Source organism: Kibdelosporangium aridum, assembly GCF_900176515.1.
Taxonomy (GTDB): Bacteria; Actinomycetota; Actinomycetes; order Mycobacteriales; family Pseudonocardiaceae; genus Kibdelosporangium; species Kibdelosporangium aridum.
On the sequence record NZ_FWXV01000004.1, the window covers coordinates 241,116 to 267,862 of the forward strand.

24 protein-coding genes and 2 pseudogenes are annotated in these 26,747 nt (G+C 59.8%); 15 read left to right on the forward strand and 11 right to left on the reverse strand.

The window, feature by feature from the left end; genetic code table 11:
- Nucleotides 1–43: 43 nt before the first annotated feature.
- Nucleotides 44–1,486 carry a hypothetical protein gene (locus tag B9C43_RS24945; RefSeq protein ID WP_084429526.1) on the reverse strand — a complete coding sequence of 481 codons (1,443 nt, stop codon included), beginning with the start codon at nt 1,484–1,486 and terminating at the stop codon, nt 44–46.
- Between the two features lie 155 nt (nt 1,487–1,641).
- On the opposite strand from B9C43_RS24945, the gene B9C43_RS24950 reads away from it, so the two are divergent.
- The 6 genes from B9C43_RS24950 (at nt 1,642) to B9C43_RS24970 (ending at nt 7,143) form a co-directional block, all read left to right on the forward strand.
- The gene (locus B9C43_RS24950) at nt 1,642–2,016 is read left to right on the forward strand and encodes a hypothetical protein (RefSeq protein WP_084429527.1); all 375 of its coding nucleotides are present in this window, start codon (nt 1,642–1,644) and stop codon (nt 2,014–2,016) included.
- 228 nt (nt 2,017–2,244) lie between these two features.
- Nucleotides 2,245–2,382, forward strand: a complete 138-nt coding sequence (locus tag B9C43_RS56850) for a hypothetical protein (RefSeq protein WP_160096680.1) — start codon at nt 2,245–2,247, stop codon at nt 2,380–2,382.
- A gap of 576 nt (nt 2,383–2,958) precedes the next feature.
- Nucleotides 2,959–4,056: a Fic family protein gene (locus B9C43_RS24955; protein WP_084429528.1), complete on the forward strand. Its 1,098-nt coding sequence runs from the start codon at nt 2,959–2,961 to the stop codon at nt 4,054–4,056.
- 6 nt (nt 4,057–4,062) lie between these two features.
- On the forward strand, nt 4,063–4,956 hold the full coding sequence (locus B9C43_RS24960; protein WP_084429529.1) for a transposase: 894 nt from the start codon (nt 4,063–4,065) through the stop codon (nt 4,954–4,956).
- Between the two features lie 151 nt (nt 4,957–5,107).
- Nucleotides 5,108–5,290 (forward strand): hypothetical protein, encoded by a 183-nt coding sequence (locus tag B9C43_RS55750; RefSeq protein WP_143446568.1) that lies wholly within the window; start codon nt 5,108–5,110, stop codon nt 5,288–5,290.
- A gap of 632 nt (nt 5,291–5,922) precedes the next feature.
- Complete coding sequence (locus B9C43_RS24970; RefSeq protein WP_084429531.1) at nt 5,923–7,143, forward strand: hypothetical protein; 1,221 nt, start codon at nt 5,923–5,925, stop codon at nt 7,141–7,143.
- A 266-nt stretch (nt 7,144–7,409) separates the two neighbouring features.
- Here B9C43_RS24970 and B9C43_RS24975 read toward each other — a convergent pair whose 3' ends face one another.
- The 8 genes and pseudogenes from B9C43_RS24975 to B9C43_RS59645 all read right to left on the reverse strand — a co-directional run bounded on the left by B9C43_RS24975 (nt 7,410) and on the right by B9C43_RS59645 (nt 12,601).
- A complete protein-coding gene (locus tag B9C43_RS24975) occupies nt 7,410–7,895 on the reverse strand; it encodes a hypothetical protein (RefSeq protein WP_200825683.1) in 486 nt (161 codons plus the stop codon).
- 21 nt (nt 7,896–7,916) lie between these two features.
- Entirely contained in the window at nt 7,917–8,420 is a 504-nt protein-coding gene (locus B9C43_RS24980; protein WP_143446569.1) for a hypothetical protein, read from the reverse strand.
- A 923-nt stretch (nt 8,421–9,343) separates the two neighbouring features.
- Nucleotides 9,344–9,661: a hypothetical protein gene (locus B9C43_RS55755; protein ID WP_143446570.1), complete on the reverse strand. Its 318-nt coding sequence runs from the start codon at nt 9,659–9,661 to the stop codon at nt 9,344–9,346.
- A gap of 21 nt (nt 9,662–9,682) precedes the next feature.
- Nucleotides 9,683–11,671: a hypothetical protein gene (locus B9C43_RS55760; RefSeq protein ID WP_143446571.1), complete on the reverse strand. Its 1,989-nt coding sequence runs from the start codon at nt 11,669–11,671 to the stop codon at nt 9,683–9,685.
- Between the two features lie 267 nt (nt 11,672–11,938).
- Nucleotides 11,939–12,127: pseudogene (locus B9C43_RS60160) on the reverse strand (DUF6308 family protein); the annotation flags it as partial.
- A gap of 34 nt (nt 12,128–12,161) precedes the next feature.
- Nucleotides 12,162–12,305 (reverse strand): DUF6308 family protein, encoded by a 144-nt coding sequence (locus B9C43_RS60165; protein ID WP_407657124.1) that lies wholly within the window; start codon nt 12,303–12,305, stop codon nt 12,162–12,164.
- A pseudogene (locus B9C43_RS60170) lies at nt 12,295–12,528 on the reverse strand (DUF6308 family protein); the annotation flags it as partial. The pseudogene B9C43_RS60170 and the gene B9C43_RS60165, both read right to left, overlap by 11 nt.
- Nucleotides 12,467–12,601: a hypothetical protein gene (locus tag B9C43_RS59645; RefSeq protein ID WP_268811587.1), complete on the reverse strand. Its 135-nt coding sequence runs from the start codon at nt 12,599–12,601 to the stop codon at nt 12,467–12,469. The pseudogene B9C43_RS60170 and the gene B9C43_RS59645, both read right to left, overlap by 62 nt.
- Before the next feature lie 174 nt (nt 12,602–12,775).
- On the opposite strand from B9C43_RS59645, the gene B9C43_RS25000 reads away from it, so the two are divergent.
- The 3 genes from B9C43_RS25000 to B9C43_RS55765 all read left to right on the forward strand — a co-directional run bounded on the left by B9C43_RS25000 (nt 12,776) and on the right by B9C43_RS55765 (nt 16,037).
- Nucleotides 12,776–13,132, forward strand: a complete 357-nt coding sequence (locus tag B9C43_RS25000) for a histone-like nucleoid-structuring protein Lsr2 (RefSeq protein WP_084429536.1) — start codon at nt 12,776–12,778, stop codon at nt 13,130–13,132.
- Between the two features lie 296 nt (nt 13,133–13,428).
- Nucleotides 13,429–14,709 (forward strand): hypothetical protein, encoded by a 1,281-nt coding sequence (locus B9C43_RS25005; RefSeq protein ID WP_084429537.1) that lies wholly within the window; start codon nt 13,429–13,431, stop codon nt 14,707–14,709.
- A complete protein-coding gene (locus B9C43_RS55765) occupies nt 14,706–16,037 on the forward strand; it encodes a hypothetical protein (protein WP_143446572.1) in 1,332 nt (443 codons plus the stop codon). Before B9C43_RS25005 ends, B9C43_RS55765 begins: the two co-directional genes overlap by 4 nt.
- A gap of 10 nt (nt 16,038–16,047) precedes the next feature.
- Here the strand turns inward: B9C43_RS55765 and B9C43_RS25020 are convergent, their stop codons facing one another.
- Together B9C43_RS25020 and B9C43_RS25025 are read right to left on the reverse strand one after the other, a co-directional pair.
- Nucleotides 16,048–17,142 (reverse strand): helix-turn-helix domain-containing protein, encoded by a 1,095-nt coding sequence (locus B9C43_RS25020; protein WP_200825684.1) that lies wholly within the window; start codon nt 17,140–17,142, stop codon nt 16,048–16,050.
- Between the two features lie 21 nt (nt 17,143–17,163).
- Nucleotides 17,164–17,607, reverse strand: coding sequence for a hypothetical protein (locus B9C43_RS25025; RefSeq protein ID WP_200825685.1), 444 nt, complete (start codon nt 17,605–17,607; stop codon nt 17,164–17,166).
- An 887-nt stretch (nt 17,608–18,494) separates the two neighbouring features.
- On the opposite strand from B9C43_RS25025, the gene B9C43_RS25030 reads away from it, so the two are divergent.
- The 6 genes from B9C43_RS25030 (at nt 18,495) to B9C43_RS25055 (ending at nt 26,744) form a co-directional block, all read left to right on the forward strand.
- Nucleotides 18,495–18,710 (forward strand): hypothetical protein, encoded by a 216-nt coding sequence (locus B9C43_RS25030; RefSeq protein ID WP_200825686.1) that lies wholly within the window; start codon nt 18,495–18,497, stop codon nt 18,708–18,710.
- Between the two features lie 223 nt (nt 18,711–18,933).
- Nucleotides 18,934–20,508 (forward strand): type I restriction-modification system subunit M, encoded by a 1,575-nt coding sequence (locus B9C43_RS25035; RefSeq protein WP_084429541.1) that lies wholly within the window; start codon nt 18,934–18,936, stop codon nt 20,506–20,508.
- Nucleotides 20,501–21,709, forward strand: coding sequence for a restriction endonuclease subunit S (locus tag B9C43_RS25040; protein WP_084429542.1), 1,209 nt, complete (start codon nt 20,501–20,503; stop codon nt 21,707–21,709). The genes B9C43_RS25035 and B9C43_RS25040 overlap by 8 nt, the downstream gene beginning before the upstream one ends.
- Nucleotides 21,702–24,776: a type I restriction endonuclease subunit R gene (locus tag B9C43_RS25045; RefSeq protein WP_084429543.1), complete on the forward strand. Its 3,075-nt coding sequence runs from the start codon at nt 21,702–21,704 to the stop codon at nt 24,774–24,776. Before B9C43_RS25040 ends, B9C43_RS25045 begins: the two co-directional genes overlap by 8 nt.
- Nucleotides 24,777–25,512: 736 nt before the next feature.
- Nucleotides 25,513–25,803, forward strand: coding sequence for a DUF397 domain-containing protein (locus tag B9C43_RS25050; protein ID WP_084429544.1), 291 nt, complete (start codon nt 25,513–25,515; stop codon nt 25,801–25,803).
- Nucleotides 25,804–25,880: 77 nt separating this feature from the next.
- The gene (locus B9C43_RS25055) at nt 25,881–26,744 is read left to right on the forward strand and encodes a helix-turn-helix domain-containing protein (RefSeq protein WP_160096682.1); all 864 of its coding nucleotides are present in this window, start codon (nt 25,881–25,883) and stop codon (nt 26,742–26,744) included.
- Nucleotides 26,745–26,747: the final 3 nt, after the last annotated feature.

Below are 26,747 nucleotides of genomic sequence, written 5' to 3' on the forward strand. Positions count from 1 at the left end.
ACCGACCAGCAGGTTGTGATCTCTGTGATTTACGTCTGAACCGCTAGGCTCTGGCGAACTTAGGCTCGCTCATAGTTAGTATGACACCCGTGCATCCAATGAAGCCTTCGGGAATCGAGACCGTGGCAGACAGCGTAAGTTCCTGAACTGTCTGCGGCACATGAAGGTGGAAGCCTTCTTTGTTGGGTCTGGCGTAGAAATCAAGGAACCCTTTTGACGTTGGGTACGTCGGATCGTCACTTCTTACCTCCCATTCAATCTGCGCATTTGCACAGCCGTATGGAGGATAAGGGCCGGTTACGGCAAGGTAGGCTGAAGCGGCAATAAGGAACTTGTCACGTTCGGCTGGCCGGAGCTTGGTATCGAGCTTACCCTTGCCAGCGATCACAGGAATGTTCCAAGAGACCTCGTTGTCTTCAAGCGCTCCGTCTGTCCCCACTTGCATCGGGGCGTCACCCCGGGCATAAGCGAACCGCACGGTCATAATGTCATCTGTTGGTGGCGTCCCGCCGAGCGATAGAATCACCACGATACCAGTAGCAACAAGCGCGATTGCGAGGCTGACAGCCGCCGCCCGGTTTCGACGGCGCATTGTGCGAAACCTGGTCGCAAGTTGCTTTCGACCGATCGGCGGTAGAAGCTCGGCCGGCTCTTCCGGCGCGTCGTGGTTCTCCGCTGGCTGGGAACTTGAAGAAGCTGGTTCCTCGTCTTCTTTCGTCAACAGAGGTACCGTCAGCGCAGGAGCAGACTCTTCCTTCAACGCCGTAAGCGCCACCGGCTCTTGTTTCACGGTGGGGATTGCTGCCGCCGCGTCTGCACTATCGGTGAGGGTATCGGCGTGTCGCGGGCCGTCTAGCAAAGCGCCATTCAACCCGGTCGGCTCTGGTTGGTTGGCTTGTAGGAATTTGGTGAGCTTTCCGTCTTCGTTGTCGAGGTAGGTGCAGAGTTCGTCGACGAATAGTATGAAGGCCATAGTCTCACGGCGAATTCCTTCGAAGTCGCCGTCAGTCTCGACAAGGCTGAGCCATGTGTGAGTCTTGCCGAGAGGGTGAACGCCAACAATCTTACGGACCTCGCGACCGAAGCGATCGAAGTGTGCGGGCGCGTCGCGCTTTCCTTTATTCTTTTGTCCGCCCTCCTCTTTGTATGCTCTCCAGATATCCCTAATTTCGTCTGTAGACATCTCTTCCGTTGAACCGGGCGCCTTGTTGGTCAAGCCCAGCAAGGAACCGGCCGTGCGCACCCACTCCTCGTGCGACATGAACGCCGTAATTTTCAGCAGTCGGCGGGCCGCGTCCATCCGGTGTTTTTCAGTCGGCTCGCTTGGCAGTATCGCCGTCGGTATGAGGTCGAGCAGCACGGTACAACGATCGGCCAAATGGTCGAGTGGCTCGGGACCTATTTTGGATTTTTCGAGTTGCTCGCTCGTCATGGCGGCAACGGCCTCAAGCCCTTCTCGAAGCGGCCATATCAGGTCGCCGTCCATCGTTACCCTCCTCCCTCCGTGCCTGGTTGGGACGCATGGTAGCCCTGTACTGCTGGGTAGGCATACGTGAGTTCGGTCCGCACGGTGTTTACAAAGATCAACAGCTGTAGTGAAATAAATGAGGGGTTGGCCTTTTGAGTAAAAGGAGGTCAGCCATGTCACGGTTTCGTCCGTACGATCTTGCTCTCGATTCGTGGCGAGATGTAGTTACCTATTATCAGCCGGGCGATCCAATCTATTATCAATACGAAGATGGCGGTGAAACCTGCCTCGCTAATCTCATCAACGAATGGCTGTGGTGGGGCAACGGCTGGGCGAGGTGTTTTGGTGAGTTTGAAATCTTCCTGAAGGTCGTTACCTTTCTGGTCGACGAGTACTACCGGGAAGGCGTCGATGCCATCGCGCTCTACCGGTTCTCGGGCCACCCTCGGCGCAAGGGCCGTGTCACATCGGTGTTTGGCGACGAAGCCCATATGCACACAATCTTTGACCGGGACAACTTCAACGCCGCTGTCTTTCACGGCGAGTAGGTAATACTTAACAAGAAAGCGTGAACGTATCTCGGCCACCCCCGCGCCCCCGCTCCACTCTGGAGCGGGTTTTTCCTGTTTTGCCGGCGTTTGCTTCCATTTGGCTAGGGGAGCAAAACTTTTTCTAGGAGGGAAAAACCATTTAGCTACTTGTCGGTTGCTTGCGTCATTGGGTTGAATCTGAAATGTCAAATCAAAAATGAAGCTAAGGAGGGTGAAGGTCAGACCATGCCGTACAAGGTCTGCCCCACATGCGACGGCAGCGGCTTGGTTGCCCCCGAGGGAGTAGACGAGCCGATCGACTGCAAAACATGTGAGGGCGAAGGTTTCATCGTGGCTGATGACGACAAGGAGGACGACGAGTAGTCAGGAAGTGACTGTGACCCCTTCTGGCCAGCGGCCGATGGCCAGAAGGCGCCTACCCGTTGAAGACCTGCGTCTTCACAAAGTCCGTGAACTCCTTCATCTCCGCTTTGTACGCCTGAAGCAGGTCGCGCCTGGCTGTTTTCGGAGCCATGCGTAGCTGCTTCGGCGCCTTGGCACATGAGGCGGTGGGCGGTCGGACCGAAACTCTGGACGATCAAATGTTGGGTATACGGCACCTGCCGGTCGCGGTAAAACGCCTCAAGGTACGGGAACAACTTCTGCGCTTCGAGCGCGTTTAGTTTGGCTGCGCGTCGCCGCAACTTTTGATACTTCGGGTGTGTCATGCCGAGACGCCCGGCTTGCGCCTCGAGTAGAGCGGTGCGCGGCGACTTGAACAAGACGAACGGGCCCATGGTCGGCCGACTCAGGTGACCGGCACATGACCCCGGTGGTGTTGATACCGAGCAGCCGCAGTGCCGCAAGCCTAACAACCGGTACGGGCCCCGGTTTGCGAAACGTTGCTATTTCTCTCAAATCCCATATAATCTCATATAGAAAGTATATGAGATTTACATTGTGACATCATTCGACACCCGCCTGACCATCCTTCCAGCCAGTCTCTGGCAGCGCATCACCCAGATCGACGAGATCAAGGGGGAGTGGCGGCATGGCGCCGGCCTCGGCCCGCAAGTGCTGGGCCGACTCAAACGCTCCGTGCTTGTCACCTCCACTGGTGCCTCCACCCGCATCGAAGGCGCCCAGCTCTCCGATGCCGACGTCGAACGCCTGATGCGTGGCCTCAGCACCCAGCGCCTGGCCGACCGCGACGCCCAGGAAGTCCGTGGCTACTACGAAGTCCTGCAGCTCGTTTTTGACTCCTGGCAGACCATCCAGCTCACCGAGAACACCATCAAGCAGCTCCACGGTCAGCTACTGCAATACACCAGCAAAGATCAGCGTCACCGCGGACAGTACAAAACGCTCGACAACACCGTTCAAGCCACCGACCCACACGGCCAAGTCGTCAGCGTCTTGTTTGACACCACGCCCGCCTACCTGACCGCCAAGCAGATGGATGAGCTGATCAGCTGGACTACGGACGCCTTGGCCGCAGGGATTCAGCATCCCCTGGCCGTCATTGGCAACTTCGTCGTTGAGTTCCTGAAGATCCACCCGTTTCTCGATGGCAACGGCCGCTTGTCCCGCATCCTTACCAACCTGCTCCTGCTGCGCGCCGGCTACGGCTTCGTGCCCTATGTCTCCCACGAGCACCTGATCGAAGCCCATAAGGCTGCCTACTACCTTGCCCTGCGTCGTAGTCAGACCACCTTCGGCACCCAGCAGGAAACCATCCAGCCGTGGCTGGAGTTCTTCCTGGACACGTGCCGGGCTCAAGCCGAGCAAGCCATCGAGTTGCTCTCCACGACGGCTATCGAGCAGTCGCTCTCTCCGCGCCAGCTGCTGGTCTGGCATTACCTTGGCACCGTTCCCGACGCGGCACCGGGCGAGATCGCAAGCGCCACCAGCGTGCCGCAACCGACCGTCGCCCAGTCGCTCAACAAGCTGCTCGGTCTTGGCAAGGTGGAGCGCTTCGGTCTGGGACGGGCGACACGGTATCGGCGAACAGGAAGGCAGACAGCCGCAGCGGACGATAAGTCAGGGCGGGAGCAGTAGGCAGCTATGGTACCTGTGCTTTCCTCTTCCGAGGAATTTTCCGAGTTTGACCTTCTTACCCGCCATCTCTGGCCCAAGTTCGGCGATATCTACGACTACAACCTAAACGGCGGTGAGGTCAGCGTTGATCCCCAAGAATGGACAGCCGAACTGAAGAAAGCCGTCAGGGACTACCTCCTGAACGAGCTGCCCGATGATGTTGCGCCGTATCTGTTCGACCTGGACGCCGGGACGCTAAAGAACGCCGCAGCCAAGCACGTGGCCGTTGATGTTTTGATTACTGAGGCCGAGCCGTGGGAAGTGGCCATTAAGGTGCAGCAAGCCGCTGTTAAGGCTGTGCCAACCCTTGATGAACTTATCGGCCACCTGAGCGATTGGCCGAGTGAAGACGAGCGTGCGGACACCGAGGAATGGTTGCTGGAGCACGCCAACGACGACGTGCTAAAAGGCTTGGTGGACAACCTGGCAAAGGATCCTGTCAAAGATCCATTCACGTTTAGCCTCTACGGGCTAACCCACGAGCATCAGCCCTTTGAACTGCTGGCAAAGTGGCACCAAGCCATGGGGGCGGCGCCCAGTGACCTCACGGATGCTGAGTGGGAGCTGATCGTGCCGTTTCTCCCAATCGGAGGCAATAACGCGTTGGCTCGTACTGAAGAAGGACAAGCTCGCTTGCGACAACTAGTCAACGGCATGCTCTACCGCTACCACTACGGCACGGGATGGACCGAAGTACCGCGGCACTACGGTGACTACTCGGAACTCACGACGCGGTACGCGAACTACAAGCGCGTCCAAGTCTTCCGGCGCATGCTCGCAGGCCTTGCGAATACTCCCGGAGCCGAGCGCTTAGTGGAGTGGTTGCGGCACATCGAAGCGACACGGGGATCGAGGAGATAGTTACTTGACGGCTACGTTGACGGCAACGACACCGAGCATCCGCGCTCGCGAAGGATGAAGAGCTTATTCGGTACCTTGCTTCCCCTCGATTACTGACTCGGTCTCGTTCGAGGTTGACCTCGGGCTCGTCGCTACCGCCCAGCGAAGGCCGATGGCACCACGTATGCCTGGACTGACCACGCGGTCTTACAGCAACGTCAGCGGTCAGGCGTACGAAGGCGCCCTCATCCTGTTCTACGAACAGGGCACCATCGCCAACTTCCGAGAACTCTTCCTAGCCCAGCTCCAGGACGCCGCGACCAACTACTTCTTTCCAATTGACGATGCAGCGTGACCCAGAGTGCTGAACTGACGTCACCCAGTGCCAGCGTTCGTTGACTGACCACGCAGGCGCTCCAGGGGAGTGGTGCCGTCTGAGAACCTGAACCCACGCTCTGTCGCGAGTTCACAAAGTAGCTCCAACAAGATCCGCGCGGCTGCAGGTGTTAGCACCGGTGGATCTGGAGGGAGGTGCACTGTCACCTCCGTACGCCGCGACCGGGTGCGGCGTGGTTGCTCGGACATGATGCCCCCAATCTTGCGACTCCAAGGTACGACGCGTTCTTCCTCCGTCCTAAAAGTTCACTCCACAGTGGAGATGAGTGGGGTCCGACACGTTGGCCTCGAATGGATGACTGCCGCGGGGACCCATTTACGTTTCCACCAGTTCGATGTCCACTGGCTACCGTGCGCCGATGGGATCCCCTTAACCACCGTCAGCTCGCCGTCCTCCAGCGCATCGCTGCAGGCGATGATCTCTATGATTCTGACGGTCCCGCTCGCCGTTCCGCTGGCGCTCTTCGCGACCGCGGCCTAGTCGCCATCAGTAAACGCGACGGTTGGCGCGTCACGCTCACTGCAGCTGGCGCCTTCTACCTTGACCACGGCTGCCATCCGGATCATCCCGCTGCACCAAAGCTCGCTGCCGTGGTCACCAGGCCGACCACCACGCCGCAGGCGATTCCGGTTACTAAGTCCAAGAAATCAGCTGTCGCCAACGGAGCCGCGACTAAGCACCCGCCGCCTCACACCACCGCGCGGATCATCCGCGAACGGCAAGCCGCCGCCAAGCAGCTCGTCGCCGAACTCGCCATCCACTCGCGGATCGTCCTTGAGAATGTGACCGAGGACGAAGTCGCCAAGCTTCGACGGGTCATCGACTTCGCCAAGCGCAACGGCTTGGTGCCTCCGGGCAGGTACATCGAGATGAAGCAACGACGACGCGGCACTGTGCTGGAGATTGTGCTCTACAGCGGCCGGCATCCGAACACCAAGCACATGCGGGATGGTCTTCCCGTCGTCCCCATGCCCACCGAGTTGCGCTCGCTCCATCCCGTTGTCGCCGCCCTGCAGAATGACCGCGGTCGGCTTGCCATGCCCTGCAGTGTGCGGCGCCGGAGTCTGCTTTTCCTGCATGGTCTGACCCGAGAAGCCGTTCGCCGCGGGTACGAGGTGCGCGAAGAGCCGGTGCCCGAGCACTACCGCTATACGCACTCGGACCGGGAGCATCCCGGCCGCATGACGCACTTCCGCCGTGATGGTGAACTCAACATCGTTATCGACGGCTTTGACTACACCGTCACCATCACACAGGAGAGCCCGGACACGGAGGTCGACGACCGCTGGCGGCGGCTCGTCGTCTCACTGCCGTACCGATCCCCAGGTCGGCAATACAACTGGTACGACCGCAAGCGCGTCACCATCGACGATCGCATCGGCGCGATCCTCGACGAGCTCGAAACCCGTGCAGTCGAAGACCGGCAACATCAACTCGAAGTCGAACGGCAGCAAGCCGAACGCAGGCGACAGTGGGAAGTCGCCATGGAACGTGCTCATCGGCGTGCAACTGAGGCCTACTACGCCAGCCATCTCGATGACCAAGTTCGTGCCTGGCAACAGATGCACGACATTCAGGCGTACTGCGACGCACTCGAGCTCAAGATCCGTGATGCTGGCGACGACGATCAAGCGGCGGAAGCTCGGCAATGGCTCATCTGGGCGCGTCGGTACGCCGCAGCCATCGATCCACTCCGGACACTGCCGACGATGCCGGAAGCGCCAGAATTCCGGGAACAAGATTTGGAGCCGTATCTGGATGGCTGGAGTCCCTTCGGGCCCGAGGAGCCAACGGACGGTCGACGGCACTAGGTGCCGCGTAGCGCTCGACGGCCAACCGATTGCCGTCTTGGCTACTCCGCGGCCTTCTGCAGGGGAAACGTCGGGACCTTGTCCCACATGAGCTTTTCTCCCAGCTCTGCCGCAGCGAGTGACGCCAGGTGCTCAGCGCCGTGTCGATAGATACGGGCACACGAGAGGGCGCCTGTGAGGCCGATGGAGTGTTTCCCACCAGCTTTGGGCTTGAGGACACTACTGGCCGTTCGGACACTGAGTGGTGCAGGCCAGACCTCGCTGCGTCATCCGCTGACCAAGCCGTGAGTCAGGCAGTGGCGGACCTCCATCCAGCCATCGGCCCGGTCGGCCGCTTCCTTCCAGTCGATCGTTTCGGTGGTCGGCGTTTTGCCGACTGCTGGAATGTTGAAGACGCGGAGGGTGAAGCCCTGACCAATGGCGCTCTGCACGCCTGGGATGTCAGCCACCAGCAGTTTGTTGAACCGCGCCACCGTGGGGTTGTTGATGTTGACCTTCTGGGCGATCTGCGGCAGGCCGTGCCCCTGGAGGTAGAGGGCCGTCGCCAGGAAGTCCTCAACGAAGCCTTCGAAGGCTGCGATGACTGCGAGGGTGACGGCTGGTGCCAGCGCCGCGTAGTCGCCTGATCCGCCGGCCTTCCGCGGGTGCAAGTTGGCCAGGCGCTGTGAGACTTCAAGGGAGCGGCCGAACTTGTCGACCGAGCTTTGCAGGGTTGGAGAGAACAGGGTGACGACCTCCTCTGTCGGTGGCACGCGGGTGCTCGGGCGGAACAGTTACATGTCGCCAGGAGCGGGGTTGCCGTTTCCGTTGCTGCCGACATTGCGAATGGCCTGGTTCGCTGCCTTGGCCATGCTCTGGAGCTGGTTCTTGGGCAGGTTGTCCGTGATTCCTTTCGCCAGCTCGTTCACTGCGCCGGTCGCGACGTTCTTGGTTGCCTCTGCCTCCTGCGCCTTAAGCAAAGCCAGCGCCCTGGCTTGGAAAGCGGCGAGGAACGCTCCGCCGGCCGAGCCGATGATGATGGACAGACCGATGACCGCAACCACGTGGTACTGCAGCGTGGATGTCGTCACACCGCCATTGGTTACTACCGTCTCTTTTGGCGGAAACAGGTACAGGGCGGCCATGGCGGCAGCAGCGCCAATGAGGACGTTCGCCACCCAGCCGGTGTCGTGGCGACGTTGGAGAGATCGTGGTCGTTCCAGCTGTCCGAGGCCATCCCTGTTCAACTCGAAGATCAGGCCGCCAAAGGCGCCAAGCACGAAAACGACGATGTACAACCAGACGAAGTCAGCGAGTGTGCGGAGTTCGATCATGGCGCTGCTCCTAACCGCTCAGCCCCTGTGCCTCCGTATCTGCACAGGTCAAATACGTGTTTCACGCGCGGTAACTGCGGTCAGATACGTTGCGCGACTGACGCCGCTCCGTGACATGTGGTTGATGCCGGAGGAGATGAGAGTCGACCTGTTGTGTCCGGGGAGGACGGACGCCGGATCTCGCTAACGCGTTGACGGCGTCCAGTCCTGGGACGACGCGAGTAGCCAATAGTTGACAGATGCTCGTTTGGCGGAACGCTGGAGCGAAGTTCTCTTCGACAGCTCGTCGCGTCAGTCACGACGTTCGCCGCGGCGCAGCGAACATGCGGGTCCGCACATCAGGAGAATGAATGTGACCGGTGCGACCGGCTGTCGGTTTCTATCGTCGCCGGGTTGGTCGCTAACCAGCTCGCAATCGGATCTCCGGCGGCAGGCACCGAAATTGATCACCTGGCTTGGGCGTCTCGCCTGGAGTCATTGGTAGACCCCCAGCGAAATCCCTGGAAGGATCCTTGACCTGCATCTGTCGGAGGTCGACGTCGAGTTGCAGAAGGTCCTGCTGTATCCGCAGCAAGGAGCCAGGCACGTTTGTCGCGTAGTCTTCGAGCAGGTGTCACGTATGCGAACGGCGCAGTTCGCCGTGGCAACGGCTGGTGCGACTCTGGGCCGGTCTTCCGCAAGCTTCCCGAGGACAGTGGGCACTTCAATCAGCCTTACTGGCCGTTCGTTTTCCGAGGGCTCCGCACCCGAGCGCCGCAGTACGTCCTTGATGTAGAACACGGGCAAAATCCGCCGGCCTGGTTGACCGAATTGGTTGACGGGATGGTCGTTGTACGGCTGTGACCGTCCACCCTGCATCCATTGCAGGTGCGCCGGTTAAGCCACGCTCACTGAACGAGTGGATTCTTTTCATCGAGTTCGTCGAACATCTTGATCTCTTCTTCAATCTCATCCACTGTCATTGCTCGACGGGCTAGACTCGAAATAACGTGCGCTTCGGTAACGGCATCACGCTCCTCCTCGGTGCCAATAATATCTCGTTTCGCTGTGGTACTCGCTCGACTTTCAGGACGTACAAACACCTGGCGGCCATCCATCCAACGTTGTTCTTTTGGGAACCTAAGATTTTCCGCGCTAATACCGCCCCCTTCCTTGCTTTTAGCGGCCTGGCCGCTTATGGCATCTTCCGACTTTGCATTTGACATTTGCTACCTCCTCAGTATAAATTATACCTGCTTGCGTGCAATAGCTGCTCGCTTTGTGATCCTAAGATAGTATCGGCGTTGATCGGATTTCTCCTTCCGTAGCATTAGATACATCGCAAAGCTTGCCATAGCGAGAATCGTCCATAGCGTGTTGGCCGTCTGCATATGACCAAACAATGGGAAGTGGTAGTTCAGAAACTGATGCTTGTTGACGTCGGCGAGAAACAAACCGACGCCTAGCAGAGAGGTCATCACGATCGTCCAGAGCCCGTAAAAAGTGAACAGCGATGTTCGGGCCAATGCGTCGGAAGTGATGCTGCGGCCCAAGCCGCCTGCTAGAAATGCTGGGAGTGCAAGGAGGAGCGTCAGGATGGCTTGAGCCGGGATCGACGGCGGCATCGGGCGCCCGCTGTAGAAGAAGGTATAGAAGGAAATTAACAGTGCGGTAACCAGTGCAACCGTTACCGCACTCCCGAGAGCGCCTGGAGGTATTTCCCGAAAACGTATGATCGACTTGAAGTCAGGCACCTGGCCAGTTTCGCTGGTCGGATAGCGCACCTTTCGGATGTACAAGTGAGCTTGACTCCGGCCCTGTTCGTGATGCAAACGAACATACTGTTGCACCCCGCCAGGGCAAAAATCCTGTTGAGTGAGGTGTTTATTACTCTCGAGTCGTTCTAAGTGGTGGTCGTACACGTACTGACCGGGAGGCGCGACCAGTTCAAAATGATAACTGTCAGGTCGGAGCGCCCAGGTCATCGGCGCATCAACGACGACGGGCAGCAAGCCATGCTTTGCCCGAGCACGTTGCTCGGGGCCGATGCTAACTTCAGCAGCCGTGACGACGTGCCTATAAGAAACGGCAAAATTTTCTTTGGTGGGCATCGGAAGCTCGACAACGATCAGGTAGTCATCTGACAATGATTCACAGAAGCTTCTAATGCTGGCTTTCTTCTGGGTGTCAAAACGATCTTCCGAAAGGTTGTCGATCAATCGAAGGGCTTTTGCTCTTCGGCGCTGCGCTAGAACGCGGTCTCGGCCTCGGGTGGCGCAAACGGTGAACTTGGCCACGTTAAGCAACACATGCCGATCATCCTTAGTCAGAGAGCGTTTAGCGTCCGGAACGAGTGCTTGGATAAAGAGCGCTCGTAGTGTCACCATCAAAAGTCCGCGAACTTCCCATTGCGTCAGCGTCGCCAGGTTCTTGCCGGATTCGTCGAAAGCCTCGAAGCGATCGAATAAGAGGCCCTTCTTTATGGAAACAAGTGGAACCAAAACGGTCGCAGGTTCGGGAACTGTTTCCTGGCTGCTTTGCGTTCCTTCGTTACCGGAGGTTCGCGCCTTAAGCGTAGTTTCAAGTACTCTACTCTTTGCAGTGCTGATCCGACGGTAAATAAGCCTTGTCTGAACAACAGCCGTTCGACCATCTAGTTCAAACCGCTCGTCTACTCTAGCGAGGTACGATGGCAGATGCGTAAGCATTCTGCAGAAGTAGTCGACAGAAGCCAGCGGGTAAGTTTCGTCGACATACTGCTCTGCCCGTACGATGGCTGCGTTATCCACGTCTTCCGGTGCGGCACGGCCGAGCGCAGTGTCCTTAAGCCTAGATCCCCATTCGTGCGGCACGTAAAAGTTTAGGATAAATACGGCGCCGCAAACACCAAGGGAAATCCAACCAAGTGCGGCGGAAATGCCAAAAGGCTGAACAACAAAGACTGTCACGGTCGCAACAATAAGAAGCGCCTCGATAAAGATCAGCGGCCTACGAACCACTGCTGTCCCCCCGTCAGGCGTTGACTGATGGAGCGACGGATCGACACTGTAAATGATCTTTATCGACTGCTGCGGAACGCTCTCGCTGGCGCATGTGCCCTCCCCGGTAGCTGTTCGTACGTTTACCGATCGGCATGTCACCACACGAAGAGGTGCCGTTACATCGTCCGTGGCGCTCAGTGCAAATACAACAAGCGGCATGAACAGCACCTGATCTGCGATGCAGTAAACCTGCAAGGAGTAAACGCCATGACCAGACGTAGTTCTGGATCTCAATGGACGTCACCCTCTTGGAGCAGCGGAGCCTTGAGCCCAGTGTAGGCAATATCCCCCGTTTGGGGTAACAACGCAGAGGGCCAACTGGTGGACTGGTGCGGGCTGCTGCCTATGGCCCCTGGGCGTGGGCAATGTTGAACGCGATCAACAGTGTCTCAGCAGCATTGACGCACAGGGACCGTCTCCCATCGTGACGAAGATTGGAGCGGCATGTCGCGCCATACTTGATCACCCATCAGTAGGACAAATCTCGTTCTCGCTGTGGTTGTGCGGTCGTTGGCGCATCCATAGCACCACGTCCGGACACCGCAGCAAGCTGATGTCTTCAATCCCGCTCACCTCGGCGCGCAGCTCCTGGAGCGCGGCAGCGTGATTGCTGTCAGCCTGGAACCAACTCCACAGACAAGCCAGAAGCCTCGCGGCCGGCCGAGCACCCCGCGGACCTGTCTGTCTAAATCGGCAGCAGGTGAGGACGCTTCCGGGCCAACAACTTGTTGGCTGTCACCCCAGTGATCCGCGCCCGCACATGTGCGGAGCAACTCCCACAGTTCCGTGGCCGGCGAGTCAGGAGCGAAGTGCAACCACTCGGCCTCATGCATGGCTACATCCCCCGGAATCTGCTCCAGCAACTTGGCGATCCGCTCGGCGTGCGTCTCTAACACAGCGAGCGCCAACTCGGGCAGTCCGGTCCTGATGTCGAGGAACGTCAGTGCCAGGACGTCGCCCGAGGTTATCTCGTTTGCGACGGCGAGGGCATCACCGCAGCCAGCCACCCGCTCGAACCCGCCGACCCGTGACCAGCTCGGCGACAGGCCCATCCTCGCGGAAATAACGACGCAGATCCTCAATGGACCGCGGACGCTCCTCACCCATCACCAAGCGGTCGAGCACCTGGTGCTGCCTAAAGTAATCCGCCGCGCTGGGTGCCACGTAGCAGTCCTTTCACACCACGCCGAGGCAAGCCACTGGAGATCAATCGTCGGGCCGGAACCTATGCTCTCTGACGTATCCACGCTCAGTCCTGAGTGTTACTCCGTAGAACCGAACAAGAGGAAGCAACACGCCATGGCGCAGAAAGTCCTTGTCCAACTCGTCGATGACCTTGACGGCACGTCGTCTGACGACATCACCACCGTCACCTTTGGACTCGACGGCGTGACGTACGAGATCGACCTGACAGCCAACAACGCCGCGAAGCTGCGTAACCAGCTCAGCGACTTCGTGGACCACGCCCGCCGCACCGGCGGCCGCGTCAAGCGCGGAACATCCCCGAAGGCTGTGGCACCGGCCGCCAACCGCGAGCAGACCAAAGCCATCCGCGACTGGGCCCGCCAGAACGGCTACGAGCTATCTGACCGCGGCCGGATCCCGAGCAACGTGATTGAGGCGTTCGAGGCCGCCCATGCAGGCAAGCGTAAGTAGTTCTTTGTTTGAGCCACCTAATACTGGCGCCACCAGATCCGGTTGTGGATGTAACCGTCAGCCTGGCCTTCCCCAAGACCATCCGACTACTTGGAGAAATCCGGTACGGCAACCAACGCCGACGTCGCACCTCACTCGCGACATGGCAACCGTTGGCCGCGCCATCAGGGCAATCGCTCACAGTTGTGGCTAGCGGAAGCGCCATAGGCTGTTCGTAATAATCGCTATGGCTCGCCCGATATGCTGTCCGCACCACCGTAATGCAGGTCAGCATCGGTTAGGGGTGGGTCAAAGTGATGGACCAGTTCCAGCAAGGCTTGCGCTGTCAGGATGTGCATTCTGGCCTGCGTAACGTCGACCCGAACTCACCGCTTCTGCAGCCGCTGGCTGATACCCGGGTGGTTGGCATGGCCGCCACGCTCGCTGGCCTCATACGTGGACGGGACGTGGTGACGGACGCTCAGTCACTTGCGATGGTGGCGGCAGCTCAGCTCGATGTCGACATGTTGGCTTTCAACGACGTCGTCGAAGTCTTGGAGGAGGTAGGGTTCGTACAGGGAGTTCAGCGCCAAGGCCGGAAGATTCTCTCGTTCACCGAAACAGTGCCTTACTACGATGACCTGTACGGGTCACTCGGGATCTCTTGGTCAGAGAGGCAACCGACAGAGCTTGAGCAGCAGTTGATTCTCGTGGTAGACGGTCTCTCGGCTGCGCCTCGACCGGTGGAAGATTTGGAGCACTCGCTCGGCCTTGACCGCTCAGACCTTCCAAATCTTATGGACTTGGGCAATAAGACCGGCCTTGTTCAACTTATACGCACCATAGACGGCGACCTGGCATACTCGCCATTCTTTGGATTCGAGAACCCGCAGCTTTTCGGTGACCTTGTCCTTGAGCATGGCACTGATCGGCTTGCCGCTGAGTTCGCGGCTCTTCGCGAGCAGCAAGGTCTTCCAATTAACCAGCAGCAGTTTCCGCTTCTGACCGACGCTGTCGCTCGTGGCCTTATCATGGCTCCATCGGTGCAACTTCCCCAAGGGAGTTCGCAGCCATTTGCCGCCCTGCCGTACGTGCCGGACCAAAGGTTGCTCGTGGCTCGAAAACCTGTCCTCGACAAGGCTTTGGCTGTGCTCGCATGTCTTCGTTGTGCTCAGCATTTTGGTGGATACTCGAGCCTTACCCCGGCTGGCTTGGTCAATGCTATCGACAAGCTGCTCGACCGTAACCGCGGTTTCCTCAACCCGCATGAGGACCACAAACGCCAGTACGACCTCATGCATAAGGCGGGGCTCATCACCTTTGGGCCTGACCCAATGCCAGGAGGCAAGTGGGTTGTGCCCACCTTTATCGACAGTGAGGACAATAGGGAGGCGCTGAACCTGGCCAGGGATCTCATTACTCACGGCGAGGCGCTTCAACGCCGAATCGACGACGCGCAGGCCCGCAGTGCACTGGATCTTGGAAAGGGTTACGTGGCGCCGTTGCAGACGATGAACAGGACAAGAAAACTGGCCATGACTGACTCGAAGCACTTCAATAAGGTCTTCGAGGCGGCGATGGGCAGGGCGGAGCTGTGAGCGAACTTGATCTGGGATTGAAAGTTGGGGCTCGGCGCCTATTTTGGAGCATGGGCCTCAGTACGCGGCTCGATGTGGAGCTCAGAGGGTTTTCTCCACCGGCCGACACTGGGCGTCGCCGCAAGGCGCCTGAAACCTACACTGACCTTGATGTCCTTGGTATCGGAGTAACTGGAAGCTACAACCTGTCTGTGGAAATAGCGGACTGCAAAACCACTCGGCGCGACAGCACGTCGCGGGTTTTCTGGCTGAGGGGCGTCGCTGACCTTTTCGGCGCCGATCATGCGTACCTTGTGCGCGAGCACGATGTCACCGACGCCGCTCGGCAGCTTGCTACCCGGCTCGGCGTGACCGTTCTGCCAAGCCCAGACCTCGCTCGTATGCAGGATCACCATGGTCCACCTGTTCAGGATGAATCAAGCGCCTTGGCCATCTTGTTTGATCGTTCAAAGGTGGCAGACCATCTCGCGGCTTTCAATGATCTCGATCGTCGGCTAAAGCGTCTGCTTGACTACAGGCAGTTTGACTATTGGGTCTACGAGCAACATCGCAATCCAATGCAGCTCGTGGCCCACGTTGCCGGTGCGCGCTCACATCTTGACCCTCGGAATCCAATTCACGTCGCGCTCTTCCTGGATTTAAGCTGGCTATATCTTCTGAGCCTAATTCGGCTAACAGCACATGTTCGAAGCGCCTTCTTGGGCGATCCAGACCGTGGCTTGCAGGAATATATCTTTGGAGGGCCAACTAATCTATATGAAAAACAGCAAACAGCCAGGCTTCTGCAGAGCGTAGGTCCGGAGGATGCGAAGGACCTCAACCATCTGCCGCCGTACTATAGTCAACTCCGGGAGCTTGTAGTGCGGCTACTGCGACGCCCAGGGCAGATGCAGACAGCGCTCCGTTATGTGGAGTTGGCGACTGCATTCGCGGCGGCAAGGCAGCGAATATCCCTCATCAAAGCATTTGGGCGGGACCAGTTTGACCCCGTGGCTGCGAAGCTGGTCGCCGATGTTTGTGGGTTCTTGGTCGCGGCTTGTAATCTTGACGGCGGCTTTCGCGCACGTGCACGTGCGTACCTTCTTGCCGAGGAACCTCCAGTTGACGCAACTGGTGGATCTGCTAGCTCTAGGCGGGATGCATCTGGAACGAAAGCTGAAGTTTCAGTGGTGCAAGACGGCCAACTTGCTCTTGACGACTCTGAGACCCGATTCAATGGCCGACATGAAACTGGCTCCAAGCAAAATGCGATCAGAACTCCTGACGCGGCTCGGAATGCGGCAAAACCACCTGAAGAAGGCTCCGGCGAAGAGCAACGATTGCATTAAGCATCTTATCTTAGGTGACGACTTGTAGGCTAGGGCGAACCGGCGGCGATTGATGACGGTCGCCACTGATGGCGACTGGTGCTAGGTTGAAGACTAGATCGTTAATGTCGTGACTCTCGACAGCTAATTCCTGGCAAAGCTGTTCAAACCCGCGGCGCCGCGACCACAGATCTGTCATGACTTGGTTCAATAGCCGGGAAGACTCTCGCTCAATACCGTCTGGCTCACCGGATCGATATCCCAACCGCGACAAGTTGACGCAGGTGGTGTGGTAGAGCCACTCGCTGAGAAGTCCAAGGTCGTGGAGTCGGTACGCAAGGGCTATCGCTGACACTCGCCACCGGCGCTTCTTGAGAAGTATTTGATCGAGAGGGGGATTGGTGGAGAAGTGTGCCCTGACGTCAGCTTCGGGCATCAGGAAGGCCGAGGCGAATGCGTCTGCCTCGCGCTCAGCGTCGACGCCCGTAGGAGTCGTTGCTTCGCTGTGTAGCACCAGGTGGCCGAGTTCGTGGGCAGCGTCGAAACGGCTTCGCTCGGCCGACTTCGCTGTGTTCAGCAGTACGTACGGTCGGTCCTCCGCGCGAAACGAGAAGGCATCAAACACGCCATCGTCTGCCTTGGCTGAGAACACAGCGATCCCATGTAGCTCAAGCAGGTGTATGAGGTTACCGAGCGGTGCCTCGCCAAGGCCCCACTTCGCTCTCACGACGGCTGCAGCCTCGGCGGCCGCACTGGTGCCGACGTACTTGTGCAGCGTTGGTACGTCCACACTCGGCACCTCGTAATGTGCATCAATCCACTGACGCAACTCGGTGGCATGGCTTGCGAGCTGCAACGCTGTGTCTCGGCTGCGCGCTGTCATCTTGCTGGGTGCACGGAAGCTGACCGCCGGTAGAGGTACCTCGTCCAACGGCGGTCGCGAGAAGTACGCGGCTGGCACCCGCAGCGTGTGTGCTAGCTGGTTCAGTGTCTGTTGTGACGGGACTTTCTTGTCGTTCTCGTAGGCGGAGATGCTCGCCTTGCTGATGCCACTGGATGTGCTGAGCGCCGCAATGGAAGTGCCCCGGCGCTTGCGTGCGGCTGTGAGCCTTGAGGGCACGAACACGGCTGCCCTCCCCAGACGAGATCACTTACGAACGATGTCGAAATCATAGTCAGGTGGTTCCTCGTTGGCATGATCAGGACCCACGGATGGGTCAAGCGTTGGGATGAGGATGCGGTCCCTCCATGAGGAGATCTGCTCGCCCTCCATGGCGTTGGGCAGACTCACCTCTGACTGAATCTGCCCGTCGATGTTGACGAAGGTGAGCAGCATCCAGGTCTCGCGTAGACTGGCCAGCTCTGGTGCCACGTCGTGGAGCGCCAACAGCGCGAGAGCGGCGTTCGACTGGACAGCCGCTTGGATAGTTCGCCCCTTCGGGTTCTTTGTCGTTGGTGCCGCGTAGTGACGTCCGGTGGCGCCGGTACCACTCGCGACCACGACACAGTGCCGTCGATCTGGATGCACCAGGGTTGGCTGATTGTCGGGGTTGATGCGCTCCCAACCACGGGGGATCAGGCGCTCGCTCAACCGTCGGACGTGTCTCGACCACCTGGCGTATTCGCCAGCGCCTGGAGCGTCAAGCACTGTATAAGTCGCCTGCTCGGCATCGCCGTAGTGCAGGACTTCGTGAATCGTGGGAATGTCGAGTCCGAGTGCCTCAAGGCGACTTTCGCCAGGAGTACCCGGCCGTGCTTCATACAACATCAACCCTCCAGTACATGTTCAGGTTGACGATACGCGACCTAAATCTAGGGAGTGAAACATCTACCCCGGCGTGTCGCGCTCAAGCTTGCCGACCCGCGTCTGAGGAGAATGATCTTGGTGGCAAGCTCTGTGGCTTCGCGCCATCGAGGAGCGTTGCCCCACGTTCAGCGCTGGCACGTTGTCAAACGGATGCGCCTCGCCCGTCAAGTCGACAACGGGGCTTGTGCCTTCACCACCCAGGGCATGATTCCCGTGTGGAGCTACAACGCCACGCTTCCGCCGCTGGCGGCGACACTCCGACTCTATTTGCTGAGTACACCATGCTATGTACTGAGATTGAGCGGCGGACGAACATCCAATGGAACATCTTCACGTTGCAGATCGGTTCTGCGGACGCGATGACTGGACTGGCTGGTGCCACCGGACCCTGGCGGTCGGCGCGCCCTCGCCAGCGTTTGTGCCGAACGTCGAGGCGCTGTGGACGATGGCGTCCTGTGCGCATCACTCGCCGAATCCCGCGAGGAACGCCAGTGCAGCGAAGAAGAGCGCAGCATCGATGCCTTCGGCCCCTTGCGTTCTGGTACTCCAGTCAGTTGTAGATCGTTATGCGTCTTGGGCTTGGGGAGGTGTGCAGACCTGCGACAGTCAAGTTGTGTCTGCCGCTGGCAGAATCGGGTGGCCTCGGCGTACTACCTGGGTAAGGTCAGGCGATGCCCGAGCTGACGTGGCTGCACGCCGGTCATGCCCCGGCGGTCCAGGCCTTCGAGCTGGCGAACCGGGCATACTTCGCGGCCTCGGTTTGTGACCGCGGCGACGACTTCCTCGCCCAGTTCACCGACCGATACAACGTCTTGCAGGCTGAGCAGGAGGCTGGCATTTGCGCCTTCTACGTGCTCGTCGCCGAGGAAGACCCGGTACTCCTCTGACCACTGCTGGCCGCGTCGTTTGTTTAAGCCGTTTGCCGTATTTCGTGGTTCTGGGGAGGGACATCGTGGTGAGTCGTCCGCACAGGAATGCGATGCCACGCGTGTGTTCAACCGGCAGGACACGCCCGGCGTGCAGATGCCGGGCACGCCCGAAATAGGGTGACCGGCAGGACACCACGGCCTTCGGGTCGCCACCCACTGACGAGCGAGGACACCCCGACTGATGGCAGTGACCCAGCAGGAGATCGAGAACCGGTTGTGGGACGCCGCCGACGAGCTGCGCGTGGCGATGCCCGAAGCGCAATACTCCTCGGTGGTCTTTCCGCTCATGTTCTGGAAGTACCTGTCGGACACATGGGAGCACCAGCACGAGCAGTTTCTGGCCGACAACGAGGGCCTGGATGACCTCTCCGCCGAGGAAGCCCACGAGATCGAGTACCGCGACTACCAGTCTTTCGAGATCCCGTTCATCTACCCCGGCACCGTCCGGGAGCGTCGCGCCTCCTGGACGTCCATCCTCGCCACCATCACCCAGCCCGGCCTCGGCGCGCGAGTCCGGGCCTCGCTTCAGGCCATTGAGACGGCCAATCCCGACAAGTTCTCTCGCCTGTTCGGGTCCATGACTTGGACCTCCGAAGAGGTGTTGTCAAGGGAAGTTTTGGCAGCGGTCATGCAGGCAATGAACCGCACCCCGAAGATGCACGAAGGCAACGTGTCCCACGACGTGCTCGGTGGCGCGTACGAGTACCTCTTGAAGCGGTTCTCCGACGGATCCGGCACCCGCGCCGGCCAGTTTTTCACCCCGCGCGAGGTCGTCGAACTGATCGTCGAGGTCCTGGACCCCAAGAACTTCGAGTCGGTGTACGACCCGACCTGTGGGTCGGGCGGCATGCTCATCGCCTCCGCGAACCTCCTGAAAGCCCGCGGCGGGCGTGGCTACACGCTTAAGCTGTACGGGCAGGAGGCCGTACAGGACACCGCGGGTGTGGCACGCATGAACCTCTTCATGCACAACCTCACCCAGTTCCACGTCGAGGTTGGCGATACGCTGAAGGACCCGCGTTTCAAGAAGGCGGACGGATCCATCGCACAGTTCGATGTGATCGTCGCTAACCCGCCCTACAGCCTGAAGTGGAAGCCGTGGACCAAAGACACCCGCGCCATCGGGGGCACCGCGCCGACGAAGTCGGCCGACTGGGCGTTCGTGCAGCACATGATCGCCAGCATGGACGCGAAGAAGGGCCGCGCCGGTGTCGTCCTGCCCCACGGCGTCCTCTTCCGCGGACGCGAAGAAGAGGCGATCCGTCGGCGTGTCCTGGACGACGACCTTCTCGAGGCCGTTATCGGGCTGCCGCCCAACCTTTTTTATAACACCACCATCCCGACCTGCGTCCTGGTTTTCCGTGCCTCCGGTACCAAGGCCCCTGAACGGCAGAATGGCGTGCTGTTCATCGACGCCTCCACACGCTTCGCTAAGGCCACCAATCGAAACATCCTCACCGACGGTGACATCGCTGACGTGGTGACCGCCTACCACTCCAGCTTCGATACCGATGGCAATCCGGTCGACCCTGACGGCAATGGCGGCTTGGCCGCACGATTTGCTCCGCTGTCGGAGATCGTGGCGAATGGGTACGACCTCAACATCGGCAGGTATATCAAACATGCCGCTGCAGAGCAGGAAGACCTCGGCACCCTCATCGACGCCTACAACGTCGCCCGCGCCGAACGGCAGAAGGCCGAGCAGCGCATGCTCGCGGTCCTCGCGTCCGCGGGAATCGAGGGCTTCGATGAGTGAGCAATCGGGGTGGCCCCAGAAGGCGCTCTGTGAAGTTGGAGAGGTGATCCGCGGTCGGCGTTTTACCAAGAACGACTACGTGGAGTCCGGGCTCGGCTGCATACACTACGCGCAGATTCACACTGACTTTGGGGCTATCGCAAGGGACCCCCTTACATTCCTGGCCGAGGATTCCCGTGCACGAATGCGCCTTGCTCACCCCGGAGATCTGGTCATCGCTGCGACCAGTGAGAACGTGCTTGACGTTGGGAAGGCGGTCGCATGGCTGGGGGACGACGACGTTGCGGTCCATGATGACTGCTACATCTTCCGTCACGGACTCGATCCTGCGTACGTCTCGTACTTCTTCGCGTCATCGCTGTTCCATTCGCAGAAGATCAAGTACGTATCCGAGACGAAAGTTGTGCGGATCTCTGGCGCGAATCTGGGAATGATCCAGATTCCTGTACCCCCTACAAACGTGCAAAAGAGAATTGTCGAGGTTGTCGGCGCGGTCGACGATCAGACCACGGCACTCGATAACGAAGCAGGGGCGTTGGAGGCTGTGTATCGGGCGGCAACGTCTCTGCTCTGGTGCACCGCGGAGGGCACCAAGGCGGAGTCCCGGTTCCTTGGCGACGTGATGCACCTCGACGTCGTACGGATTCCGATGGAAGCGGGAGCGACCTACCACCTCGCTGGAGTCCTCAACGCTGGCAAGGGCCTTGTTGACAAAGGTGCATTCGATGGGGCCGACACCGAGTACACAGCGATGAACGTCCTTCGGGAAAACCAGGTGGTTATGCGGAAGCTAACTGCTTGGGAGGGGCCGATCACCGTGGTTCCTGCTGAGTTTGACGGTTTCGTGGCGAGCAACGAGTTTCCGACCTTCACCCTTGCTGAGGACATCGCACCGGGGTGGATGAAGCACGTCTGCCGGACATCTCGCCTGTGGTCGGAGATGCAGAGCCGGGTCGTCGGGAGTGTGCAGCGCCGCAAACGCCTCAATCCCGACCAGCTCCTGTTGGTGGCTCTTCCCGTCCCGACCCGAACTGAGCAGGAGCAGATGGCGGGTGTCTTGGATGCGATCGAGAGGCAGATTGCTGTGATCCGTGCAGAGGCCTTCAGGCTCCGTCAGGCTCGGGCGCGGTTGCTGTCTGGGCTGCTCGACCGCGCCATCGACGTCGAGTTTGCCGAGCTAGGGGGTCTGAGCGATGGCTAAGGGTATTCGGGAGCGTGAGTTCCAAAACCTGATAATTCAGTGGTCCCTCCCGATGAGCTGGGGCTACACAGCGGGCAGGTCGCTGCCGCGTGAGACGACGCAGACGGTGGTCGCCAGCCAACTGCGGGATGCCATCGTCAGGCTCAACCCTGGGGTGATCGGGGGGTTTGACGTGGACGCCGTGGTCGAGGAGATCGTCGCCGCGGTGAACGCTGTTGAGGGGGGTCTGGTGCGGGCCAACGAGCAGGTGTTACATCTGCTTCGCGGGCGTAAGGAGTTCCGGGATGCCGATGGCGTGTGGCACGCCCTGAAAGTCATCGACTTAGAGCACCCAACCGCCAATACGCTAGTCGTGTCGGACGAGGTTGCCATCACCGTCCCCGGTAACACCTCTCGCCGGTTCGATCTCGTGTATTGGGTCAACGGCTTGCCTCTGGTCGTGTTCGAGGTGAAGTCACCGACCGCGAAGTCCGGGTGGACCGATGCCGTCCGTGAGATCAACGACGTGTACGCCACCGAGTATCCGTGGTTTTTCACTCCCAATGTCTTCGCGGTTGCCTCTGACGGGTTGAAGCTGCGGTTCGGCGCCGCCGGGGCACCGACGAACCTGTGGCAGCCGTTCCGATCCACCACCGACGACGAAAACCTGTCTGGCCAGGCCGACGTCCAGCGCTCCGTCGAGCTGCTGATGAACCCGGCCACGATCCTGGACATGCTGGCGAACTTCGCCTTGTTCGACACGTCCGGTGGTGGGGCGGACAAGAAGTACCTGCCCCGCTATCCGCAGATGGAGGCCGCGCACCTTATCCACGAGCGCGTCTTGGAGGGCGGCAAGAAGGGTCTGATCTGGCACCATCAAGGCAGCGGAAAGACGCTGCTGATGGTGTTCGCTGCCTCGCTGCTGCTGGCCGACACCCGCACCGAGTCGCCTACGATCATCCTGCTCTCGGACCGGACCCAACTCGTCCGGCAAACCTCTGGGGTGTTTACCTCAGCGATGGGGGACGCCTACTTCCACGAGCCCACCACGAGCCAGAAGCTGCGTTCCCTGCTGGCCGATGGCGTGCGCGGTGTCATCTCTACGACAGTCCACAAGTTCGCCGACGCCGGCAAGAACCTGTCAACCCGAGACAACATCATCGTCCTCGTCGACGAGGCGCACCGCACCCAGTCTGATAAAGCGAAGTCTCTGGCCGGGCAGATGCGCGCAGCCTTGCCGCACGCAAGGTTCTTCGGCATGACCGGCACCCCCATCCGCAACCTCGCGACCGACACCTTCGCTCTCTTCGGCGAAGAGAGCGATCCAGGAAGGGTGCTACACCGGTACTCGGTGTCCCGGTCTCTGCTTGACGAGGCGACCGTCCCGGTCATGCTGGATCCGCGCCCGGTCGCCTTCGAGATGAACGACCAAGATTTGCAGGCCGAGTTCGATCAGTTCGCCGACGACTTTGACCTCGACGACCCGGACCGTGAGGCCTTGTCCCGCAAGTTCGGGCGCCTCACCTCGGTGTTCGCCAACCCAGACCGCATCGACACCGTCTGCCAAGACATCGTGGACCATTACCTGGCCGGTGCCTATCGCAACGGCCTCAAGGCTCAGGTCGTTGCCTACAGCCGCGAACTGGCTGTGGCGTACACGGACAAGATCAACGAGCTGCTGGCCAGCTTCGAGGCGTCACAGGTGCTCGCCGAGGTCGGGAAACATGACCGGATCACCGCCGAAGTCAACATCAGCGTCTCAGACGCCAAGGATGAAGACCCCGCCATGCGGGAGTTCAAGCTCTCGGAGGCTGAGGAGGAAGAGCAGAAGCGGCGGTTCCTCACACCAGATGACCCGCTGTGCTTCTTGGTGGTGACTGCGAAGCTGATGACTGGGTTCGACGCGCCCAACGAGGGCGTTCTCTACCTAGACAAGCCGCTCAAGGCCCACACCTTGTTCCAGACGATTACCCGTCCGAACCGCACCTGGGTGTCCCCGACCGGGTTCGTGAAGACTTCCGGCGTGATCGTGGACTACATCGGTCTGGCCGAAGAAGTCCAGCGGGCCGTGGTTGACCCCACTTCGGATGGAACCGACAAGGATGGCGGGTTCGTCACCGACCTATCCGAGTTGGTCGCCGAGTTCCGCACTACCTTCGCTCGCATCGAAGACCTCCTCGCGGACGTGGACGGCCTGGACCTCACGGTCCACGGATACGAGTCTGTGCGAGCCATCAACGTCTTCCTGGACGCCAACCCCGGCACCGCCGAGGTGTTCACCAAGGATTACCGGCTCCTGGCCCGCTTATACCCGCTCATCAACACCGACAAGCGGGTCGCTAAATACCAGGACGGCTTCGGGCTGTTCGGGTCCGTGTACACGACCCTGTTCAAGAAGTCCTCAGACGAGGAAAGAAAGGAGCGGCTGGGCGAGTTGGGGCCGATGGTCCTGGAGATCATCAATGCCCACGTCCACTCCTTCTCCGTGGCTGCTTCTCAGGAGGAAGCTCTCGTCTTGGACGCTCGGGGCATTGCGGTCCTCAAAGAGCTGCTGGCCCTCGTCCGCCACAAACCCAACAAAGGCAGCAGCGAGGACAAGGCGACGCCGTCTGCCGCGGAGATCTTGGACCGCATCAAGGCCTCCCTCGAAGAGGGTGTCGAACCAGGGTCCGCGAAATACACCGCCCTCGCGGAGCGGATCAGGCAGCTCCGGGACCGGATCGTCCAAAACGCGCAGGACGCATTGGAGTTCTTGTCCGAAGCACTCCGGGTCGCCCGCGCCGTTGTGGATGCCGGGAAGCACCCTGACGAGGTCGTCGTCCTGGACGACGACCATGTGGGTGTTCTGTCGCGGATCATCCACGACCACGCACCGGCCGGCTTAACCATCACCGAGAGGAACCTGGCCGAGGAGATTGACCAGGTGGTCACCCGGACCCTCGCCCAGTCATGGGACAACGCCGACGCTCGTAACCGTGGCGTCCGCCGCGCCACCGCCGCAGTCTTCCGCCGGTACATGTTGAAGCCAGTGGGGGAGCCTTATGACTCCACCGTCGCCTACATCGAAGCCCACTATCTCGTTGACTGACGGATCGCGGAGCACCGGCAACTCCCAGCTGCCGTCTGGGATGAAGTGACGGTCTCCTTTGACCTGGATGTCGATGACGGTCCCTGTGACTTCACCGTGCTCGGTGTAGCCACGTTGAGACGGCGTCCGTAGTCGCTGCGTGCGTCGACTTCGTCGATCACCATGCCGTGTGCTTCCGGCAGCGTCCGTACGGCGTTGATGTCGCCCGCTCGCTGACGTGGCCCTACCGAACCCGCCTTGGCGGACGGCTCTGGTGTTCATCAGCACGTTGTAATCGTGCCAGCACGTGCGGTCGGAACCCGGGCCCAGCGTGCGTTTTCTCGGAAAAACATCGGTACCGCATGTCGGTAGAGGATCGAACTCAAGTCCGACGTCGATGCCGACTCTTCGCCGAGCTGTAGACGGTCGCTTCCGACAATTAACTCGATGAGCTTCTGGGGCTCTTGCTCGTTAAGCAGCTTGGCTGTGTCAGGTCGCTGACCTTGTCGAGCGGAGCAGCTGGAGAGCCGAGAAGCGCCTGGAGGAGGGGGAGGCAGCGTTTAGCTGATCTTGCCGCCTTCACAAGGTGATCGTCGCACGCCTGTGTCGGATCGATCGAGCCAGCACCCGTCATGCCTCTCCTTGCTGTCCTGAATCCAACTGTTCGATCCGCGTGACAGATTAGGGACAACCACGCGACTTTGTGTCGACTCTCGTGGTGCGGCTTCGATTAATCTGGTTGGATTAATCGTCGGCAATGACACGGGTCTGGGGAGGCGACGTGATCAAATTTTGCCAAGGTAAGCCTGATGGGCCACATGACGGTTGGATTCGATCTACTCGTAGCCGCCCGGGCAATAACTGTGTCGAGGTCAAGCTCGGCCAGTGCCGAGTCATGGTGCGAGACTCGAAGAACCTTGCCGGCCCCGTGTTGCATCTTAATTGGCACTCGTGGCGCGCCTTTCTGACGTGTGCTGCTGGCGACAGCGATCACAACAGGGAGGTCAAGGTCACCTGTTGGGGCAGAGGCCGACACTCGGTTACGTGAGGGGTGACTACGGATTCGATCGCTGATCGCCTACTCTCGCAGGACTGCGGTTCCTAGTGGGTGATGAGGGAGATCAAGTGGCAGACGAGGCCACTGTGCGTCAGTCCGAGTTTCTGGCCAAGCTCGTGGCTGTGCGTAAGCGGGCGGGTTTGACGCAGCAACAGCTGGCGGAGGCGCTCGGGTGCACGCAGGGAAAGATTAACAAGATCGAGACCGGCAAGATCAAGATTAAACGGCAGGATCTAGAGGCTCTGCTCGAAGTCTGTAACGTGCCCCCCGAGGCTGCAGCAGAGATCAAGGCGATGGCCATCTACTCGGGGCCGACGGCGTCATCAGGTTGGGCCTACAGTGCCGCCTACACAAGGTTGATGGCCCTTGAAGGTCAGGCGATCGAGATCCTCGCGCTCGCCAGTGAACGCCTGCCCCGGATACTTCAGGCTGACGCGTACGTGCTGAAGCAGTTCGAATGCGCGGGCATGCTTCACGACCCCAGTTCTCTGTTGCTGGAGAAAGCAGCTCGCACGGAGATGTTTCGGAAGCAGCCGCCGCTGCGGTATCGGTGTTTGTTGAGCGAGTCGTCGCTGCGACGGTTGCCTGGAGGGCTAGAGCCGGCCTTGGTGATTGACCAGGCGACTCATTTGCTGGGGCTGATGGCATCCCATGAGCATGTGTCTATCCAGATTCTGATCTACGCCGCAGCGATTCCCTGGCTTGACCCTGACTTCACGATCCTGAAGTTCGACGGAAGTCAACGAGACCTCGTGTACGCCGAGTTTGCTACTGAAGGCCGCCTCCACCGCCCAGCCAAGCTGGTTGCTGACCGTGAGGAATACTGGCACCAGCTGCAGAAAGCTGCGCTCAGTCGCGATGACACCAGGGCCTGGCTTGAAGATCTCATCAAGCAAGCAGAGGCTGGCTGGCAGCCGCTTCCTGTCACATAAACG